The sequence below is a fragment of the Moorena sp. SIO3H5 genome (genome assembly GCF_010692395.1).
GTDB lineage: Bacteria > Cyanobacteriota > Cyanobacteriia > Cyanobacteriales > Coleofasciculaceae > Moorena.
In genome coordinates this window covers 1-20,662 of sequence record NZ_JAAHHS010000105.1, presented here as the reverse complement: position 1 = coordinate 20,662, position 20,662 = coordinate 1, and the positions used below count along the sequence as shown (strand labels likewise).

At 44.5% G+C, this 20,662-nt stretch carries 17 protein-coding genes and 1 pseudogene; 11 read left to right on the top strand and 7 right to left on the bottom strand.

Annotation, left to right across the window (positions count from 1 at the left end; translation table 11 throughout):
- Positions 1 to 677, top strand: a pseudogene (locus F6K52_RS14175) (MoxR family ATPase); the annotation flags it as partial.
- The gene (locus F6K52_RS14170; RefSeq protein ID WP_293078552.1) at positions 674 to 3,265 is read left to right on the top strand and encodes a formylglycine-generating enzyme family protein; all 2,592 of its coding nucleotides are present in this window, start codon (positions 674 to 676) and stop codon (positions 3,263 to 3,265) included. The pseudogene F6K52_RS14175 and the gene F6K52_RS14170, both read left to right, overlap by 4 nt.
- On the opposite strand, the gene F6K52_RS14165 is transcribed toward F6K52_RS14170, so the two are convergent.
- A complete protein-coding gene (locus F6K52_RS14165; RefSeq protein ID WP_293078550.1) occupies positions 3,222 to 3,500 on the bottom strand; it encodes a hypothetical protein in 279 nt (92 codons plus the stop codon). The genes F6K52_RS14170 and F6K52_RS14165 overlap by 44 nt on opposite strands.
- A gap of 124 nt (positions 3,501 to 3,624) precedes the next feature.
- Between F6K52_RS14165 and F6K52_RS14160 the strand changes: the two genes are divergently transcribed.
- From F6K52_RS14160 to F6K52_RS14145, 4 genes are read left to right on the top strand one after another with little or no spacing between them, the layout of a single operon-like run.
- Positions 3,625 to 3,984 (top strand): hypothetical protein, encoded by a 360-nt coding sequence (locus tag F6K52_RS14160; protein WP_293078549.1) that lies wholly within the window; start codon positions 3,625 to 3,627, stop codon positions 3,982 to 3,984.
- A 42-nt stretch (positions 3,985 to 4,026) separates the two neighbouring features.
- Entirely contained in the window at positions 4,027 to 4,734 is a 708-nt protein-coding gene (locus F6K52_RS14155; protein ID WP_293078547.1) for a transposase, read from the top strand.
- A gap of 3 nt (positions 4,735 to 4,737) precedes the next feature.
- Entirely contained in the window at positions 4,738 to 4,914 is a 177-nt protein-coding gene (locus tag F6K52_RS14150) for a hypothetical protein (RefSeq protein ID WP_293078545.1), read from the top strand.
- A 38-nt stretch (positions 4,915 to 4,952) separates the two neighbouring features.
- The gene (locus F6K52_RS14145) at positions 4,953 to 5,369 is read left to right on the top strand and encodes a trypco2 family protein (protein WP_293078543.1); all 417 of its coding nucleotides are present in this window, start codon (positions 4,953 to 4,955) and stop codon (positions 5,367 to 5,369) included.
- Positions 5,370 to 5,420: 51 nt separating this feature from the next.
- On the opposite strand, the gene F6K52_RS14140 is transcribed toward F6K52_RS14145, so the two are convergent.
- On the bottom strand, positions 5,421 to 7,121 hold the full coding sequence (locus F6K52_RS14140; RefSeq protein ID WP_293078541.1) for a GMC family oxidoreductase N-terminal domain-containing protein: 1,701 nt from the start codon (positions 7,119 to 7,121) through the stop codon (positions 5,421 to 5,423).
- A 21-nt stretch (positions 7,122 to 7,142) separates the two neighbouring features.
- Positions 7,143 to 7,283, bottom strand: coding sequence for a hypothetical protein (locus tag F6K52_RS14135; RefSeq protein WP_293078539.1), 141 nt, complete (start codon positions 7,281 to 7,283; stop codon positions 7,143 to 7,145).
- A 211-nt stretch (positions 7,284 to 7,494) separates the two neighbouring features.
- Here F6K52_RS14135 and F6K52_RS14130 point away from each other — a divergent pair, with 211 nt between their 5' ends.
- Positions 7,495 to 8,016 carry a late competence development ComFB family protein gene (locus tag F6K52_RS14130; RefSeq protein ID WP_293078537.1) on the top strand — a complete coding sequence of 174 codons (522 nt, stop codon included), beginning with the start codon at positions 7,495 to 7,497 and terminating at the stop codon, positions 8,014 to 8,016.
- A 227-nt stretch (positions 8,017 to 8,243) separates the two neighbouring features.
- Here F6K52_RS14130 and F6K52_RS14125 read toward each other — a convergent pair whose 3' ends face one another.
- Entirely contained in the window at positions 8,244 to 9,500 is a 1,257-nt protein-coding gene (locus F6K52_RS14125) for a glycosyltransferase family 4 protein (protein ID WP_293078534.1), read from the bottom strand.
- 1,061 nt (positions 9,501 to 10,561) lie between these two features.
- Here F6K52_RS14125 and F6K52_RS14120 point away from each other — a divergent pair.
- Both F6K52_RS14120 and F6K52_RS14115 read left to right on the top strand, forming a co-directional pair.
- Positions 10,562 to 11,074 carry a hypothetical protein gene (locus F6K52_RS14120; RefSeq protein ID WP_293078532.1) on the top strand — a complete coding sequence of 171 codons (513 nt, stop codon included), beginning with the start codon at positions 10,562 to 10,564 and terminating at the stop codon, positions 11,072 to 11,074.
- 226 nt (positions 11,075 to 11,300) lie between these two features.
- Positions 11,301 to 12,188, top strand: a complete 888-nt coding sequence (locus F6K52_RS14115; protein WP_293078530.1) for a hypothetical protein — start codon at positions 11,301 to 11,303, stop codon at positions 12,186 to 12,188.
- Here F6K52_RS14115 and F6K52_RS14110 read toward each other — a convergent pair.
- Complete coding sequence (locus F6K52_RS14110) at positions 12,185 to 12,655, bottom strand: ATP-binding protein (RefSeq protein WP_364417639.1); 471 nt, start codon at positions 12,653 to 12,655, stop codon at positions 12,185 to 12,187. The genes F6K52_RS14115 and F6K52_RS14110 overlap by 4 nt on opposite strands.
- Before the next feature lie 441 nt (positions 12,656 to 13,096).
- Positions 13,097 to 14,086 carry a sugar transferase gene (locus F6K52_RS14105; protein ID WP_293078554.1) on the bottom strand — a complete coding sequence of 330 codons (990 nt, stop codon included), beginning with the start codon at positions 14,084 to 14,086 and terminating at the stop codon, positions 13,097 to 13,099.
- Positions 14,087 to 14,202: 116 nt separating this feature from the next.
- Here F6K52_RS14105 and F6K52_RS14100 point away from each other — a divergent pair, with 116 nt between their 5' ends.
- The gene (locus F6K52_RS14100) at positions 14,203 to 14,982 is read left to right on the top strand and encodes a 7-carboxy-7-deazaguanine synthase QueE (protein WP_293078528.1); all 780 of its coding nucleotides are present in this window, start codon (positions 14,203 to 14,205) and stop codon (positions 14,980 to 14,982) included.
- A 319-nt stretch (positions 14,983 to 15,301) separates the two neighbouring features.
- Here the strand turns inward: F6K52_RS14100 and F6K52_RS14095 are convergent, their stop codons facing one another.
- Positions 15,302 to 15,949, bottom strand: a complete 648-nt coding sequence (locus F6K52_RS14095) for a DUF3318 domain-containing protein (RefSeq protein WP_070393511.1) — start codon at positions 15,947 to 15,949, stop codon at positions 15,302 to 15,304.
- 423 nt (positions 15,950 to 16,372) lie between these two features.
- Between F6K52_RS14095 and F6K52_RS14090 the strand changes: the two genes are divergently transcribed.
- On the top strand, positions 16,373 to 20,662 hold a 4,290-nt coding region (locus F6K52_RS14090), incomplete at its 3' end, for a DUF748 domain-containing protein (RefSeq protein ID WP_293078526.1).

The window sequence follows — 20,662 nt, the reverse complement described above, 5'->3', positions numbered from 1 at the left end:
ATGATGCCATCGGTCGTCTACAGGATGCTCAGCAACAGGATAAGACTAATCAGGATAATCTCAAAGAAATTGGGAACTATATTAAACTCGGACCATTGGGTACAGCACTCTTACCATCAGATAAGCCGCGAGCGCTACTGATTGATGAAATTGATAAAAGTGATATAGACTTGCCTAATGATTTGCTGCATGTGTTTGAAGAGGGGGAATTTGAAATACCCGAATTAGTTCGGATTTCAGAAAAGTTGGAAACAGTGGCAGTAGGAACCGCTTATAAAGATGAAAATGAGCCAACTGCTAAAGATATCAAAGTAGATATTACAGAAGGACGAATACGCTGTAAAGCTTTTCCCTTAGTAATTCTCACTAGCAATGGAGAACGAGACTTTCCGCCCCCCTTCTTGCGACGCTGTCTGCGGCTGAATATAAAGGAACCCAGTGATGTAGAGTTAGAGAAAATTGTGACAGCTCATTTGGGTACAGAGCCGGAGATTACCAAACAGGCTCCGGAGTTAATTAAGCAATTTCTGAAAAAACGTAGTAATGGAGATTTAGCAACAGATCAACTCCTTAATGCTATTTACTTGATGACTCGCGAATCGGCACCCACTGGTCAAGAAAAAGAACAATTGATTGAACAATTGCTCAAGAATCTAAGTAGTACTGAGGGTGAATGATGCAGCCAGAAATCAGCTCTGTTGGTATTACTAAACTCAATGTCCGGTTAAAACAGGCTGAAATCAACCTGGATGCTGAACAAATTGCCGATATCCTCTGGTTAGCGGTTCAGATTGGTAAGGTTGAGGAAACTTCCTCTCCTGAAACACCAGTTAAACAGCGTCAAACGTTTATTGACAGCAACCCGACAACACCTGCATCTCCATCACCTACTGCCTCTGCTCATCTTCCCTCTTTCTCACCCCATAAGTCAAAAGATAAAACGGTATCTCAAGGCATTCCCTTTCAAGTACCCGCTGCTCCAGCATTACGTCAAACTCTAGCCTTAGCAAGGGCATTGCGTCCCCTGATGCGGAAAGTTCCTTCTCAAACTCAGACGGTTATTGATGAAGAGGAAACCGTTACCCAGATTGTCGAAAAAAAGATTTGGACACCCATACTCAAGCCAGCACCGGAACGGTGGTTGAATTTAGCGCTGGTGGTGGAGGAATCCCGTTCCACAGTAATTTGGAAAGAAATAATCGCTGAGTTTCAGAGACTGACTGAACTCCAAGGCGCTTTTCGATATGTTCGCACTTGGGGCTTAAAAACTGATCATGATGGGGAAATCAAGCTATTTCCCAAGGGTAACTTCTCAGCAAATAAGCAACGTTTCTCTAGTCCAAAGGAATTATTAGACCCTGCAGGTAGGCGCTTAATCCTGTTAATTAGTGATTGCATATCTCCAATCTGGCGTCAAAGTAAAATCCATGACCTCGTGAAACTCTGGTCTAATGCAGGCTCCCTAGCAATTGTACAACTCTTGCCAGAACGGTTGTGGGGACGAACTGCATTAGGTGCTGGCTTTCCCATTCAATTAAGTGCTTTAGTCCCAGGCGTTGCCAATAGTCAACTAGTAGTTGATGGATTACCTGTTTGGACAGAGGTCGATCGTGCCAAGAGTCTAAAGTTACCTGTGGTTACCTTAGAACCTGATTCTCTCAAACAATGGTCGCGAGTGGTGGCTGGAGTCGGGAATACCCAAACCGCTGGGATTTTATTGGAGTTATCTTTAATCGCTTCTTTAGCCGAAGTTTCATCAACAGCTCACGATCAACTATCTGCGGTAGAGTTGGTGAAGCGATTTCGGACAACAGCATCCCCTACAGCAAGACGTTTAGCGGGATTGATGGCAGCAGTGCCTGTCAGTTTGCCTGTGGTTGATCTTATCCAAGCAACTCTGCTGCCAGAGTCGATGCAGGTTCATGTTGCTGAAGTCTTCATGAGTGGTCTTTTACAACCCGTTTCCTCTCAAGGGGAGATAGTTCAGTATGAGTTTGTCGAGGGGGTTAGGGAGTTACTGTTAGATTCGGTTATCACTCCTGATGTTGAGACAGTACTGGAGAGAGTTTCTCAGTATATTGCCGACAAACTCGGTATATCCATTAAGAATTTTATGGCTTTGCTGTCTGCCGATTCTAAGTGGGATCAAGCTACTAAACAGCAGATAATGCCTTTTGCCCAGATTACTACTCAGGTTTTGTATCGTTTGGGAGGAGAGTATGCAGCGTTAGCTGAAGACTTGGAAGGCAGTTCTAGTCAGTCTTCAGATGCATCAACTATTCCCCAAGGTCCACCCCTGCCAACCTTTGAATGTGAAGTGGTCATTGGTCTTGGAGCAAGGACAGAAGCATCCCCAGACATTGAGCTAGAACCGTTTGATTTTGAAGTGGCAACTATTGAGTTGAAACAAACAGACTGGTTGGGAAGAAAAACAGAACCAATCATCCATCGTCACCAGCACCAAGCTTATGGTTTTAGCCAAGACTTAGGGAATGGAGTTGAGCTAGAGATGGTTGCGATTCCTAAAGGGAGCTTTATCATGGGTTCCCCAGAAACAGAAAAGGGGCATAAAAAAAATGAAAGTCCCCAGCATCAAGTCACCGTTAAATCCTTCTTCATGGGCAAATACCCAGTTACCCAAGCCCAATGGCAAGCCGTCGCTGCCCTACCCCAAGTTAATAGAAAACTTGACCCCAATCCATCCCGTTTTAAAGGGAAATACCGACCTGTAGAGCGAGTCTCCTGGGATGATGCGGTGGAATTTTGTGAGCGCCTGTCCCAGTATACGAAACGCCCTTATCGCTTGCCCAGCGAAGCCGAGTGGGAGTACGCCTGTAGAGCCGGAACAACCACCCCGTTTCATTTTGGGGAGACGATTACAACTGGCCTAGCTAACTATGATGGCGACTATTATACTGATGGCTCTGGTTCCAAAGGCAAATCTGAATTGCAAAGCACCCGAGTGGTGCGTTTTGCCGTAGCCAATGAGTTTGGACTCTACCATATGCATGGGAATGTGTTGGAGTGGTGTGCAGACCATTGGCATTCAAACTATAAAGGTGCGCCGAGAGATGGCAGTGTCTGGCAAGATGATCCTAGCAATGATAATGACAATGATAAGCGTAGACTGTTGCGTGGCGGTTGTTGGGTCTACAAACCTGATTACTGCCGTTCTGGGTCTCGCCACGACTCTAATCCGGCCCTAAGGCACTACGTCAACATTATTGGTTTTCGTGTGGTGTGTGGGTGTGCGTGGATTCGGTAACCCTTTTGCCCTTTTCCCTGTTTTTCCTTTTCCCTGTTTTCCCTTTCCCCTTTGTGGAACTGGCATCTTGCCAGTGGCCGGGGAATAGTCCCTGTGTAGAACTGGCATCTTGCCAGTGGCCGGGGAATAGTCCCTGAGGTAGAACTGGCATCTTGCCAGTGGCCCGGGAATAAGCCCTGTGTAGAACTGGCATCTTGCCAGTGGCCGGGGAATAGTCCCTGTGTAGAACTGGCATCTTGCCAGTGGCTCCAGAATAGGCATCTTGCCAGTGGCTCCAGAATAGCCTTTATGAATGTGTCAATATCAATCCAATTAAATATTGGTCACTGGTAATATGCCATCATATTGGTGACTGGCTAATGTCTTCTCACTGGCAAGATGCCAGTTCTACTTTTATCACCACTGGCAAGATGCCAGATAATATTGGTCACTGGCAAGATGCCAGTTCTACTTCTATCACCACTGGCAAGATGCCAGTTCTACTTTTATCACCACTGGCAAGATGCCAGATAATATTGGTCACCACTGGCAAGATGCCAGTTCTACTTTTATCACCACTGGCAAGATGCCAGTTCTACTTGTACAACCACTGGCAAGATGCCAGTTCTACTTTTATCACCACTGGCAAGATGCCAGTTCTACTTTTATCACCACTGGCAAGATGCCAGTTCTACTTTTATCACTGTGGAACAGCCTTTCAGCCTGTCTCAACGCACTAAAATAAAAAAATATACCCCTTAATGTCTTTAAAAATGTAACTAATGACTACCCCTAACTCTCCATCCTATGGGGCACAGGCTTCGAGGCGGTCTCAAACCAAGATTAATAATTATCACTGGCAGGATGCCAGTTCTACCAAGATTAATAATTATCACTGGCAAGATGCCAGTTCTACTTATGACTGGCAGGATGCCAGTTCTACCAAGATTAATAATTATCACTGGCAGGATGCCAGTTCTACGAATTATAGCAGTTTCATAAAGTCCAAAAATCTTAAAATTAGCCAAAGGAATCTTCCTCACTGGGAATTAGCAGGAGCAATTTACTTTGTTACTTTTAATACGTTTAAAAAGCTAGAGTTGACCCCAGAAGCCAGACAAGTAGTTTTAGATTCCTGTTTATTCTTCAATAACCAAAGGTACAAAACCTATGCTGTTGTAATTATGCCAGATCATGTGCATTGGTTAATACAGCCTTTGCAAAAATCAGATCAGGAATATTGGAGCTTAGGTAGTATTATCCACAGCATTAAAAGCTATAGTTCTAAGCAAGTTCCTAAAGTAATGAATCATATTGGTATTGTTTGGCAATATGAGCGATATGATCGCATTATGCGAGATGAAATAGAATTTTTAGAAACCTGGCACTATATCCGACAAAATCCTGTAAAAGCTAATTTATCTGACATGGCTGAAACATATCCTTTTTTCTGGCAAATGGATAGCGTAGAGAAATCTTCTGTAAAATAATCAATGGTAGAACTGGCATCTGGCCAGTGGTCAATGGTAGGTAGAACTGGCTTCCAGCCAGTGGCCAATGGTAGAACTGGCATCTGGCCAGTGGTCAATGGTAGAACTGGCTTCCAGCCAGTGGCCAATGGTAGAACTGGCATTTTGCCGCGTGACAACTACCTAGATAGCTGCCTATAGTTAAGCTGTTGAATAATATAACTAACTATACCAGAGTAATGTCTGACAACGATAACAGCCCCATTGGATTATCTGAATTTATCCAACAGGTTAAACAAGATCTGCTATCAGTACCACCAGGTCAGGAAAAAGATGCTCCCTTGTTGTGTGTTGAGTCTGTGGAACTGGAACTACAAGTTAGTGTCAAGCGAACTGCTAAGACCGGTGCCAAGGGAAATATCAAAATTAATGTACTAGGAACTGGGGGCGAGGTCGGAGGCGAACTGGGTGGCGACTTAGGACGGGATGAGATTCATAAAGTCAAAGTCAAATTATCTCCGCTCTTCGATAAGGAGCGTCTGATGGAATTTTACCAGACCCTTAATGGCGATAAGGTGCCAACGATGGTCAAGAATTCAATGGCACTCCTTAAAGGCAATGACGAGGGCAATCTGAATGAAGATCTCGGTGACTAACAGCATTTCCGATTCCCGACTCCCGACTCCCGACTCCCGATTCCCGATTCCCTATTCCCCATTCCCCACACATATCCTCTTCGCCACATGGAAACCAATCAAATAAGCTGTCATCTGCGTACTAATCCGGGGCAAAGGCACAGAAGAAAGGTCAGCCACATACACATTAGCTGAGCCGTATACTTTACCTGTATCTATTGCGTTGTCGAGTCCTTTATCAATCGCCTTTCCAAACAGGCATCCCCCGGACAAGTGCTGCTCCGACAGTAAAAACCTGCGACTGTAAACATCAACATACTCCTCAATCTGGTTCTCTTCGTAGGGCATCTTAGTTACCAGTCGCAAGAACCACTTAACTAACCAATGTGGCTGTTCTCCCAAGCCATTCAACAGTGCCATGTGCTTGGCAATCTCACTGTTAGCTACCACTTTATCCTGATTGAAATGGGATTGTTCCTCTTCTCCAAAGAAATCTAATTCAATCCGAGAGTCGTCCCTTGAATAGCAACCCTCTTTGGCAGCATTAAACTTAATCGCGGCAGTAATCAAGCTTGGGTCATCATGCCATGGTTTGCCTTGAACTAGGTTATAAAGTCCCCATAACAGGTTAATGATGAAATTGACTGCCTGAAGAAACACCCTAATCACGTTCTTGATGATATTAAACAACCAAGGTAACCTGATTACGAACTTTTTCAGCCAGTTTGGGAACAGAAACGCCAGATAAAGGTGGGCAATCATAAACCACAGCCTCTCAAAATTACCGGAAAAGAAATCGAAGCAGCAAACGGTTTCCTGTCCCGGTTGTTCTGGTTCTGGTTGCCATACCGTTGTCCCAAACACAGGGATGTACACATCCCGAGCGGTAACATCGATGCTCTTGTCCACCACGTAGAGACCCAGGGGCATGACAATATGGTCATTCACATGCTGCCCGATCTGATCGTTTCCCAATTCCTCTCGGTGAGACCACAGCAGCCGTGGCGTGGCACCCCCTGCGCACATAATCACCTTTCCACCATCCGGATTCAAAGACAAGCGCTCAGTCATCCCCGTGTCCAGGTACTTAACATGCACCCCCACGCACCTTGGTTTTTGCCCTTGTTCCTTAGAAAACTCAAGTCTCTCAACCCTACACCTAGTCTTGATCTCCACGCCCTGGCCAAACCAATCGACAATGGATACTCCGCTGTGGGTTCGCTGCCCAAATGAGTTGAACTGGGTTGGAAAAAGGTGCAACAGGCCGGTATCCCTGACCTCCAAATTAGGAATATTGTCGATAGCGTCTGTGCTCACCACAAAACCAACCTTCTCAGCCGCCTGGAGTACTTGTTTAGTCACAGGTGACGGATCGGTTACCGGGTTTGGTCTAGCAAACTTCTGATTCAACTCTGCCTTCAGGCTGTCCCAATAGGCTGCCGTTTGACCAATATGTGTCGCCAACCACTCCGACGACTCATGCATCATGGTGTAATTAATGGATCCGCCACCACCCATAGTGCAGGCCCGCCCGGATATAATCGGAATTCCCTTGGGGGTCAGGGCATTGTGCAGCTTGAATACCTTTTCCTCTGCGTAGGACTTAGTCCAGTTGTTCTGGTGGGTAATGTCGCTGGTAGTGAAGAAATCATCCCCCTCCTCCAGCACTAACACCCGCTCCCGGATAGACCTGTCATTACCAGCTTCTAGGTAATAGCTCAGAAACCCACAGGCTCCATTACCAGAGCCAACCACGATCGTATCGTACATCATCGGAATGGTTTTTTAAGCAAATTATTTTATTATATCTGTTTCCAGGGAATCGGGAGTCGGGAATCGGGAATCGGGAGCAGGGGGAGTGTGGGGAGATGAGTAAATGAAATTATTGATAACTATGATATAGCATTTTCCATACTTATGAGGTGTATTGCACATAGTTTCCCCGACTCCTGACTCCCTGTTCCCTATTCCCTTTGCTAAATAACATTATAAAGATCAAGTAGTGTAAATCTTTACGATAACTTTAATTCAATTTATTCAAACAAACAGAACGTATACACAAAATAAACCTGTTTATCAACCTAAGCATTGGAGAATCATGATAATAAAAACTATTAATTGAGTTATCGTTATGAAGTCAGGGTATATGCAAAGAACTCAAGCCTATCAAAATGTTATGGAAATCCTTGTTGAAGAAGAAATCGAGCGACGACTAGATCAACTGTCGCCGGAGATAGCTAAAAGTATTAATCCCGTAGAAGTAGCTACTTATGCTCTCAATCGCCTCCCACCGTTATATGCGTCTAGTGAAAAAGGTTGGAAGTACCAAAAGCAACGAGGTATGAAAGAGTTCGCTAAGCAAATAAGTATAGTGGTGAGTCGGTCAATCAGTGCTGTACAAAAGGATCCAATTCGACTAGCAACTCCTTTATTTGATGCTAAAGATCCAGCATCTCAGCAAGCCTTAAAGCGACTTAAAAAATTGCTATTACAGGAAAACCTATCATGGTGGGAACTTCCTCGGGTTGTTGAGCAAGCTCTAATTAAAGCGTGGCATGGAGAGATTAGCTGGAAGCATCATGAGCAGTTTTTTGTACAAGTGGCAGAGACTAAAATACCAGTGAAATCTGGAAGGGCGTGGGGTATGGATAGGTATGGTCGGTGGTAAGTTCTGAGCAGAAAACCTGATTTTAGGGAGTCGGGAGTCGGGAGTCGGGAGTCGGGAGTCGGGAGTCGGGAGTAGCGCTGCATCGCTATTGCTTATTTTCTAACATCCAGAAATTGTGTACCTCTGATGAGGTACACAGGATTTTTTACCTATTGCTAGCATGCCTATTGCCTATTGCCTGCTCCCTGCTCCCTGCTCCCTACTCCCTTATCAGTAAAAGGAATTGATCAAGACTTTTGAACCGCTGCCAGTAACCGCTTATTTTGAATGTCAGAAAAGAGTTCTTCGTAACGGTTGAGAGCTTGATCGAAGGAATAATATTGAAGAGCATGTTGTCTACTTCTGTTGCCGAGTAATGTAACTGTTGCGGGATCGTTATACAACTCTAAGATTGTTGCTGCTAGAGTTTCTGGCTCCTCTGGAGGAACAACAATGCCACCGCCGCTTTTTTTGATAGCTTTGGCAGCGGTACCATTAGCAGGAACAGAAGCTAAGATGGCGCGACCACTAGCTAGGAGTACTTGGATTTTGGAGGGCATATTAAAAGAAATTACATTATGCTTTTGTATGACCAATCCCACATCCGCTGCTGCTAGCATTTCCGGTAGTTTTTCCCGAGGTTGAAATGGTATGAGCTTAACATTATTGGCATCCCAAGTCCTACAGCACTGCTTTAGTCGCCCTAAGGCTTTCTCTTCTCCGACGATCACAATCACAATATCTCGAACGTGACTCACCCTAGATGCTGCCTTAATCAGAGTTTCTAAACCTTGAGTGAGGGCAATATTACCGGAATAGAGTATAACGAACTTACCATTAAGGTTATGGGCAGTGCGAAAGGAGTTGTTTTCTTTTGGTAAAGGACGGATGAAGTTAACATCAACCCAATTGGGAATCTTCACAATTTTAGAGCTGGGCACACCCTTGCTGCGCAAGTTATCGGTAAAGCCATCAGCAATAACACTGATTTTGGTGACTGTGCGGTAAGCAAACCTTTCTACAATCTCTAATGCACGGATTAGAGGTTGGTTGCTCAGTAAGCCTACTTTAATAGCAGCTTCTGGCAAAATGTCTTGAAGATTTAGAATTACTGGCGTTCGGTGTATCCACCCCAAAATAGCAGCTGGTAGGGAAACTAGCAGTGGTGGACTAGTTAAAATAATGATATCAGGGCGAGGAGAACTCAGAGCCTTTAGGAAGCTGGTAGCAACAAAGCTGGCCTCTAGCAATAATCGGTCGATCAAATTTGGTTTCGGGCGAATCCGCACATAACAACGATCTACAATCACACCGTTGATGTGTTCGGTAAGATACAATTTCCGTCGATATCCCTCATAAATTTGACGTTGAGGATAGTTGGGCATCGCAGTAATGACCCGAACATCATGCCCTCTTTTGACCAACCCTTCTGCTAGTTCAGTCATCAATGGGGCAATCCCAATTGGCTCTGGATGATAGTTGTAAGAATATATTAGGATTCGCATAATCTCTAGTAGATGTTGCTAGCCGGGTGGTGTAGACTCACCAAATTTGTTTATTGATGATTTATTGGCTTTAGCACTGAGAACTCAGGACCATTGTCAAGTCAGGTTGGTTGTGCATAATGCCCAATCAGGGATTTTAAGCCTATAACTATTTATTCCGCTTCAATTCCATATTTTACGCCTAGATGACAGTTTTTGTCACAAAAATTAACATAATCTACCTTGACTAAAATATTATAATTGTGCTTTTATGAATGTTTTTAAAGAGCTACAGCAAGAATCTTTATGCCAATTCTGATTATGGCTGCAACTAATAAATCCTCCCTTTTGCTAATTACTAATTGGTAAAATCAACTGATAAGTTCATTTACTAATAATTCTATTTATATCGAAAAAAAACTTTTTTTCATGGGTGCAATCCCGCAATTGAGTGTAAAATAGTTTTTTTTGTTTCAGAAAATTTACGGATGTCAGAGCAAGTAAATCTTCATGAAAAATTATAATAAAATTGCGAAAATCGATTGACAAAAAAAATAAGTAATATCCTGTTCAAGCTGCGTCGAATTCTATAGCGTTTTTCATAGCTATAAAGTACACATAATTTTTTAACTATTCCCTATTCTCTATTCCCTATTCCCTATTCTCTATTCCCTATTCCCTATTCCCTATTTCCTATTCCCTATTCCCTATTCCCTATTTTGCAGAGTATTGACTACAATTTTCTAGGATGGCTTTGGCAGGTGTTTCAGCTTTGTACTTCGTCTACAAAGCAGGGAGTACACCTTGGCAGAACGTTGTGACCAGTTGCTCAAGACCAGAAGGGGGTAGTGGTTTTATGACTAGAGTGGCATATTGTTACTGGTCACGTATTTGACTAAGCCATGGGGCACTTAGGAAATCTTTGTTAGGTGCGCTTTCTGCTTAGGTGCTCTTTCGGCATCTAATTACTAAATTCGCTCAAGGTGGGCGCGAACTGGCGCGCACCTGTAGATAGCTTTGGTAAGGTTTCCCCTAGATAGTCTCGCGCTTATAAGCAGCATACATCATTCAAGGAGAAAACGATGACCATGTCTCGTGTAAAGGCAATTTTAGCGACCATGTTACTCAGCATAGTATTGCTGGTAACATCCTGCGCTCCTCAAAAAGCGCCCTCTCGTTTTGACCAGGCACAACAGGCCAGCAGCCAGGCTAGAAGTGGTCAGGCTGTTACCAAGAATGCCACTCAAGGGTCTCAATTCAACAAGTTTTTTCCACCATCAGGGGGCGGTTATCAACGAGTCTATACCCAGGAGAAAAAAGGCTTTGCTCAAGCCAAGTTGAAGAAAGGTGGTACTGAGGTGGCAGTTCTCTCAATTTCTGATACCAGCAGCACTCCTACCACTGCTGCCAAATATAAGCAAAGTGGTCAAACCATTGCTGGTTATCCAGCCAGGGAAATTGGTTCAACTCAAACGGCTATTTTGGTCGGTAATCGCTACCAGGTAAAGATCCAATCCCGAGATCCGTCGTTTACCGCTAGCGATCGCAAAGCCTGGTTAGCAAAATTTAACCTAAGTGGTCTTTCCCGACTTTAGTCAATAAATGCTACAAGGAAAAGGGTGAATGGGGAATAACTATCCTCAATCACAAGAATCACAAAAATCACGGGTGAGTAGGTCATTAGTCATCAGTCATTAGTCATCAGTCACTACCATCAGTAACTAAGATCAGACTCGGTGTTGGTCACTAAGGACTAATAACCAAGGACTAATGACCAAGGACTAATGACTCAAAAGTATCAGATTGTAAAGGAGTCTGAGTGTGAGCAAAGCAATTTATGAAATCGTTGATGATCTGCCAACGAAGAACCTGACCATATCGGCTCTGAAGTCCCTAGACTTTGTTGTGCCTGGACAGTGGGAAAATTTAGTGGGATTTGAAAATACCATTCGTGCCATCACTGGTGAAGAAGACGAAGAGGTAATTCAAGAAATTGGCGATCGCGCGGTCTATCTGTTCAATGACCGCTCCCAGGGCTACCAACGAGCCCTGTGGATTTACCAAACTATAGATAGCACTGGTACGGCGTTGGGGGCAGCAGCTTTAGCGAACAAGGTTGGTGAAAAAGTTCCCTTGCTAGGTTTCTTGAACAGGTTGACTCCGAAAGCTGACAAAGCCCAAACCATCGATCTGTCGATCAAAGTGGTAGGGGAATTGATCGGCTTTTGCCAAATTAATGGTCTGCCTGGAGATAGCATTGGTGACTTTGTAGCTGCCTTAGGTGACTATGGTGGCGCATCTATAATGCGTATGGCAGCACTGGTTTGTTTTGATGGTCTGATTCCCCTTGGTCCTGACTTTATCATGGGAGTACAGTCAACTCTAGAGGGTCTAACTACCAACGAATTGGAACACAGTGGCAGTTTCAAAGGGATCCAGGATGCGATTCCTGGGGATGATTCCCAGAGCAAGCTCAGCTTTATTGGTGAAAGCTTTGAATCGGTTAAGGGATGGATGAGTGATTTCGTTACTGACCGAGGTGTGACCCCAGAACAAATCGCTAATAATTTGCAAAGTTTTCTTGAGTTTTCTGATGACAAGTTAGACTATCTCGCTGCTTTTCTGGATATGTCTACTAACTATTACGAACACACTGGCATTCAAAGTCTGGCGCGTAGCTTAATTGAACGCGCCGCAGCGGAAATCTAGGACCATTTACGCATTAGTAGGCAATTACGTTGGTCAGACAGACGTTGGTAAGAAACTTCGTCTGTCAGCTGATTCATAAACATCAACCCTCTACCTCCTTCTTTTTCTAAAGGGTCATAGTCCTCTTGGTAGAGGGATTCCAGCTTGGATTGGAAATCAAAGGGGTGTCCATAGTCCCAAAGCCGCATTTCTAATCCGTCAGTAAATAACTTTAGCTCCAGCTCTATTACTGTAGTGTTAGGTAAATGTCGATGAGCATGCCGTACTACATTAGTAAAGCCTTCTACCAAAGCAATTTGACACTGTTGCCAAAATTGCTGAGGCAGTGGGGGAGAAGTGAATTCCTCGAACCACTGTAATACATCTTTGACTTCACTCAAGTCTGTTTGGACGATTAAACGAGATGCTCGAAGCGGTTTGCCATTGCACATCAACCGACTGAGTTTCCAGGTTTTATTAATAAGCACCACTATTTTGTAAGAGAAAAACAACAATGACTCTTCTGCAACACGGAAGTTCCGATGATTATGTCGATGCAGATCGGTCTAGTGGGAACCACTATATTAGCCTAAATTGATCGAATTTGATGGTACTTTTAAAAATTCTGGTGTTTACACGGTCTATGGCATTAGACTTCGCCGCAGTTTACGGGAACTGCGGACAAGGTAACTTCAGATCAGCGGACAATAATTGAGAAAGACAAGATCAGATTAGCTGCGGTTGACCCATTAAGAATTAAATTCGCCACGGGTCGCACCTTAAAATACTTTGCCAAGAGGTCTATTGTCATCTATTCGTGAACATTTAGTTTTCGGTTCCAAGGTAAGCTAGGCTGGCATTTTATCAACCACCATCACCTTCGCCACTAGGGGCGAAAGTGCGGGTTCCAAACTCATCTAACCATAAAACTACATCCCATCTTTACGAAGCACCACCAGGATAGTTTTGATGATAAGTCTGATATCATGGGCTAAGCTCCAGTGATGTTGGTATTTTAGGTCCATTTGAATGATATCTTCAAAACTACGGATTTGTGAGCGTCCATTCACCTGCCACTCACCAGTGATACCCGGTTTTACGTTTAAACGTTGCCACTCAGGAACCTCATATATTTCTACTTCATTGAGTGTTGGTGGTCTTGTACCTACTAAACTCATCTCCCCTTTCAAAACATTCCAGAACTGAGGCAGTTCATCCAAGCTGGTTTTCCGTAAAAAATGACCCACTCTGGTGATTCTGGGGTCATTCTCATTCTTAAAAACTTTGCCATCGGCTTGATTTTTAACTTTCTCTTTTAGCTGTTCAGCGTTAGCACACATGGAGCGAAATTTCCAGATCCGAAACCGCTTTCCCATCCAACCACAACGGATTTGACCAAAAAAAATCGGACCAGGGCTATCTAGCTTAATCGCAAGGGCAATGGGAATAAACAAAATAGCAGTAATTCCCAAACCCACGCTTGCACCCACAATATCGATTAATCGCTTCACCGGAGATCTAACTGAGGGATGGGTTGTTGGTAAGTGATTTACTGATTTGTTGGTGTTTCGTGTGGTATTATTATCTGATGCTTCTATAGATAACCTTTGGTCTAGTCCTGTCATGACCAATACAGACATGACTTGGGGAGTGACATTTTTAAGCAACGTTTTAACCCCTTGTTCTAGGGCGCTTTTGTGATTACTCACTAATGCACCGATACCACTGCTATCGATAAAAGTAGTCTGGTGAAAATCAAAGATGATTGTTTCAGGCAGAGGAATTTTTTGGAGAAGCTGCTGAAATAGTTGCTTAAACTCAACAGCTTCTAGTACACTTACACGAGTAGGTAATTCCACCACGGGAGAATCTTGTGAAAAGATTACCTGGAAATTGTGGCTCTTGACTGAATCAACCATCATAAAAGAAAAACCGCTAGATTCTAACCTTATAGTCTTGACCATTATTTTGTCCTAGAACGTTACGATTCGCCAAAAATTTAGTCAAATATCATGAAATCTTTTAAAATGTGAACATGCCCTGTGGGACTCAACCAACTGCCCGTCTGATCGAAGTTTTTTCTGCTATTCAAGGGGAAGGGCTAAATGTTGGCACTCGTCAGCTCTTTATCCGGTTTGCCCTATGTGATCTAAGATGTCATTTCTGTGACAGTTTCCATACCTGGGCTGTCCCTCCTCAATGCCAGGTGGAACAGACTCCTGGTAAGCGTGATTTTGAAACTTATCCAAATCCAGTCCCTTTGCGATCGCTACTGAAATGGGTTAACAGACAAAATAAACATCGATTGCACGATAGCATTAGCCTGACTGGGGGTGAACCTTTACTTCATACTCTGTTTCTGGTGGAATTTCTGCCTGAGCTACGACAGTTAACTGGATTGCCCATTTACCTAGAAACTGGCGGTCATCGTCCTGAAGAGATAGCAAGGGTTTTGCCCTATTTGGACTCAGTGGGTATGGATATCAAGTTGCCCAGTGTGAGTGGAGAGAACAGATGGTCTGCTCACAGGGAATTTCTGAAGGTGTGCCACAACTCATCAGTGGAGGTATTTATCAAGTTAATTATTGATTGCCACACTGACCCCACGGAGTTAGAACAATCCGCCGATTTGGTAGCAGCGGTTAACCCGGAAATTCCAGTATTTCTGCAACCAGTGACTCCGGTGGAGGGCTCTGGGCAATCCATAGTTGCTCCTACTCCGGAGCAGGTTCTGGCTTGGCAGGCTTTAATGAAGCGTTCTGTTAAGCAAGTACGAGTGATCCCTCAGACCCATAAAATGATCGGTCAACTTTAGGGGTCTGTTTAGTTTAAAGTTATTGGGTTGAAAATTCTTTGGTTAAAGATTATTTGGTTGAACGCGCACGGGTGGCCTGTTGGCCTACGGTTCTTCGCCTTTGGCATTCGTTGTAGGGTAGGTTATTTGAGTTGAAAGTTATTTGGTTGAACGCGCACGCGTGGCCTTTTGGCCTACGGTTATTTGGGTTGAAAGTTATTTGGTTGAACGCGCACGCGTGGCCTTTTGGCCAAAGTCAACAAACATACAGTTAACAAATAACACTCAACAAATAACCGTCAACAAACAACCAACAGTTAAGTCTTGCCTAGACATCACTTTACATGGTCGTGCCTTCTCGCTTAGCTTTGGCTTGGGCTTTGGCTTTAGCAGCACTGCGTTTGAGAGCAGAGAGCCGGTCTTCGTATCTGCGCCGTAGACGACGACTAGGGGTGATTTCAATTAAGGTTTTTAAGGCACTGCCTAGACTCTTGTAGGCATTGGGTAGGGTATAGCCAAAGCGAGTGGCAAGTGCGATCGCTTTTTCGTCTGCTTCGATGGCATATTTGAGGTTTTTCTCCCCATTGTTTTTTTGATACAGTCGCCAACCTGAGACTCCGCATAGGGCTAATGCCAACAGCAGCAGTAAGCCATCTTGTACCCAGAGTTCCCCGACAGCACCCCCTAAACCAATAGCTAGGGCTGCCATTTCCCAGCCTTCTTTAGGAATTGTGTCATTTTGAATCCGGGCAACTTCATGCCAGAATAGAAGGTTACGCTGGTCAAGGGCGAGCTGCTCCCATTTAGTTAGGTCAATTTGAATTTCGACCTCGTCTGAACCCAGTTCTTCACAACGAACCAAGGGGGGATTGACTTCTGTGGACCCTTCCACCATCACCCAGCTTTGTAGCTCTGGTGGTAGTAAGGTTTTTAGTCGTCGGAGTTCGCTCATTTCTGCTCTAGCAGAAGACGCTGCATAGGATGTCATTCATATCCTCCTACAAAAAACTTGTTCAAATTGAGATGTTTGTGACCGGACAGTATCGACGGATTCGATTTACCCAAGTTTAAGATGTTGTCTACTCAACGAGAGTGAACTTCGAGGAAGCTAACTATCAGTAGTACGTCAAACTAATCCCTAAGGATACTACTGGGCACTAAGCGCTTCGCGCATGGTCTTGTCTTTCTGCATTTAAATTTATAGTAGCGTTTCAGGGCTGACAGCTCAAAAACCAGATTAACTCATCACCAATTATCCCCATTACCCAATCACCCTATCTTCAGAATTTTCACCAGTAAATAAAGATTGCTATAAAATTTTAGCGACCCTGTATCAGTCAATTTCCGGAATATATTGCAGCCGATCTGGAATAATTTTCAGCAAATCCTCTAATCATCCTAATATTCGGATATGACCAAGCCTTCCCAAAATCCTCCCCCTGAACCAGAGGTAAATCAAAGCCGGAGTGCTCTAGCCACTGTACTGCAATGGGGAAAACGCCCCTCTACTATTACCTTTGCCATGATATCCCTGACCATTGGTTTGGTGGGATATTTTGGGGTCAGGATGTGGCTATACCAAAACTTACCTGGCTGGATTGAAACTGAACTGAGTAAGGTCATCAAGCGAGATGTACAGGTTGGACAACTGAAAGCCTTATACCTGACTAGCCTGGAGTTGGGACCATCCTCTATCCCAGCTACCACCACTGACCCTGACCATGTGGCTATCAAATCGATCAAAGTAGGCTTTAATCCCTTGCCTTTGCTTCTCAAACGCTCTTTGCCTGTGACCATTAACTTGGTAAATGTGGATGTGTATGCCCAACAGGAGGCGAATGGGGAGTGGGTTAATTTAAAAGACTTGAATTTCGATAATTCCTTGTATCCTCCGATTGATTTTGATGCTAAGGTGCGGGTGTGGAATGGTAAAATTGCCCTCTTACCCTATGGTCAGACTAGTCCATTCAAGGTCAGAGTTGATGCTACTGCTGGCTTATCCAACAACAATAAGCGTCTCAGGTATAATATCACAACTGCTATTGCTGAGGGTAAGACCAAACTCAAGGGCAAGACATGGCTGACAACTGGGCAAACTCAAGCTAGCGTCAACGTCCAAAACTTGGCATTGGCGGAGCTGATGCCATTAATCAAAGCGGTTATTCCGAATATCCCAGCTCATCTCCAATCTGGTGAATTAGATGCCAAACTGAATATTTCCCTGCCTTCGATTAAGGACATCCCCGATGTTAAGGGTAAGGCTGAATTTAAAGGGATTCAGGTGCAAGTCAAACCTTTGAAGGAACCGGTGAAGGCTACGGCTAGACTGCGGTTCCAGGGAGACCAGGTGCGCTTGGAAAAAACTCAGGGAAGTTATGGGGCAATTGAGGCGTTGGTATCTGGTCAAGTTGGTTGGACAAAAGGGTTTGACCTAAATGTTGATGTCACCCCCTTTAGCTTGGCGAAGCTGCTGAAAACTGTTCCGGTGAAATCCCCAGTGCCAGTAAATGGGGAAATGGCAGCAGACCTATCGATTACCGGCCCGATTGACCAGCCAGAGGTGACTGGCAAACTACGCAATACTAAAGTGACCACCATCGATAAGGTTAAGTTGGCTCAGATTCAGGCTGACTTGGCTGGGAATTTGTCTCAAGTGGTACTGAAGGACTTCTTAGTAAAACCTGAGGCCGGTGGGACAATTACAGGACGTGGTCAGGTAAAACTGGCTAGTGACCAGCAAGGGGGAATTAAAGGGCAGGGAATGCCCCTAGCCTTCGATTTTATGGCTGCCCTTCCGGTGGATGCGATGCTCCGTAGGAGCGGCTACGCCAACGCATCTCCCTATAACCTGCCATCTCAAATTACCCTGGGCAAGCTCAACGCCCAAGCTACCATCAGAGGAAACACTCAAAACCCCCAAGGGAGTCTGATTTGGCAAGCACCAGCGGTATCCACTTCATCTTCAAAAGATATCGGGGTTTCCGGTGCTGGAGAACTTCTGTTGCTAAACCAGGATATTTTACTGCGTAACACCCAGGTCAAGGTCGGTAAAGGGACAATCACTGCTACCGGTAAAGGAAACCTGAAAACCAGTAAGTGGGAAGCTGCTATACTCGCTAACGCTGTGCCTATAGACCCCTTCTTACCACTGTCGGGACAGTTGACCACAGGGAAAATCAACCTCTCTGGTAGCCTCAAATCCTTTTCTCCTAAATCGATTAAGGCAACGGCAGATATGCAGCTGGGGGTAGAAGGGGGTAAGGTGAAGGCTACAGGTCAGGTAAATCGGGGCATGGTGGAATTGGAGGCCAGAGCCTCTAAAATTCAACTGAATAAGCTAGTGCCCAAGTTAGGTTTACCGATTGGTTTGGATTCTGGCAAAATCAACCTTTCTGGTTCCCTAGAGTCTCTGCTATCCTCTAGCTCAACTCCCAACCTCAATAGCCTGATCAATACTATCGATGGCAATTTTAATGGGTTGCTCGGGGTGGGTGGGGGTAGGGTCAATGCGACAGGTCAGTTAAATTCAGGGAATCTGGATGTCAATGCATTAGCTGGTCAAATTCAGCTCAATCCCTTAATTCCAAATTTGCCCATACCAGTAGCGTTACAGTTGGGGAAGCTGACACTTTCGGGAACGATAGCATCTCTGCTCGCCTCTGCCTTGAATCAGGACTTCAACAGCCTCAATACTATCAAGGCCAATTTTGAGGGAAACTTAGGGGTCGCTGATGGTGAAGTTAATGCCAAAGGTCAGTTAAATTCAGGAAATCTAGATGTTAATGGGAGAGCTGGTCAAATTAAGCTCAATCCCTTAGTGCCTAATGTGACCATACCAGTAGCGCTACGGTCAGGTCAGCTTAATCTTTCCGGAACGATAGCATCCCTGCTTACCTCTGCCTTGAATCAGGACTTCAACAGCCTCAATACTATCAATGCCAATTTCGATGGAAACTTAGGTGTCGCTGATGGTGAAGTTAATGCCAAAGGTCAGTTAAAGTCAGGCAATCTGGATGTCAATGGGAGAGCTGGTCAAATTAACCTCAATCCCCTAGTGCCCGATTTGACGATACCAGTAGCGCTACGGTCAGGTCAGCTTAATCTTTCCGGAACCCTAGCATCTTTGCTCACCTCTGGCTTGACTGGGGACTTGAAAAGCCTAAATACTATCAACGCCAATTTTGAGGGAAACTTAGGAGTCGCTGATGGTGAAGTTAATGCCAAAGGCCAGTTAAAGTCAGGGAATCTGGATGTCAATGCATTAGCTGGTCAAATTAACTTAAGTAATAGTATTCCTAATCTAACCCTACCGATAGCTCTCAAGTCAGGTAAAGCTAACCTTTCCAGTTCTTTAGAGCCTCTACTGGCTTTCGGCTCGTCATTTAACCTCGACCTACTCAAGGTAATTCAGGCTAGCTTTGATGGAAACCTAGGTGTAGGTGATGGTGACGTTAATGCTATCGGTCAGTTAAGCTCTGGGGTGCTGACTGCGGATGCGATCGCAAACAGCCTGGATGTAGGGGAAATCGCATCCCAAATGGCCTTAGCTAACTTCCCAAACTCTATCGATACCCAAATCGGGGGGAAAGTCAAGTTAAAGAGCCAACTTAACACCCTAGACCCCTTTATTCTACTGAATCAGACTGACCTACAAGCAGACCTTAACGGAGTAATAGCCCAAGGGAAACTTAACCTAAATAGCACCCTCAGCAACGGTCTATGGCAAGCTGCAATTAATACCACTAATCTTGATTCCTCCTTACTGGTGAGTCAGTTATTACCGGAGCTAGGTAACCAAAAACTAGAGCTAGGACCGGTCAACAGTAAACTGAATTTATCCGGAAACCTTAATCCCCTGCTCAATCCTGGTGCTATTGCTACCATTAAAGCAAATACCATATCGCTAGAGTTGCCAAAACACTCCTTTAATGCTAAAGGAGTCATCCTACTATCCCATCTCACCAAAACTAATCCTAGTCAGATGCCATGGGAGATTGGAACTGATCTAAACCTGGAGGTTGGTTCTGATCTCAGTAAATTACCCTATAACCTGCTATTGAGTCGGTTACCTTTGGAGCAAATTTCCCCAGGGTATCAAATTCAGGTCAAGGGTCAAGCTGACATTAACGGTCGCATCCAAGGAAAAAATTTACTCTCAGCCCCCTTCCTACCCGGAAATGTCAATCTGACCGGGAATCTACAGCTATCGAATTTGAAGGTTAACGACTTAACCTTTGAGCCAGTGTTAGCTGGGCCAGTAACCGTTGCGCCAGGACAAGAATTAGCGATAGATTTACGAGGAAAGAAAGATGCGATCGCAACTCGCCTCCAACCCTGTACTAGAGGAGACCAATGTCTTGCTCCCTACCTGCCCGCATCCTTTAGACTCCAACAGGGACAAGGGTCACAATTCCCGATTCTGATCACAGGAGTACGCCGGGGAGATAACTTAACCGCTCAAATCAAGAATTTTTCCCTAGCTAGCCTTAATCTTACCCCTGGTTTAAGCTATGGTATTCCCGGTAGATTGGACGGCGAGGTAACAGGGCAAGCTAACCTCAATCTTTTCACCCTAGAAACCTCTGGTCGTAATAGTATCGAAATTAAGGAACTTGCTCTAGGAGAAATCAATGCTAAACAAGTTAGTGCTAACTTCTCTTATCAAGATGACATTGCCCAGATCGCATCAGCTGCTTTAATT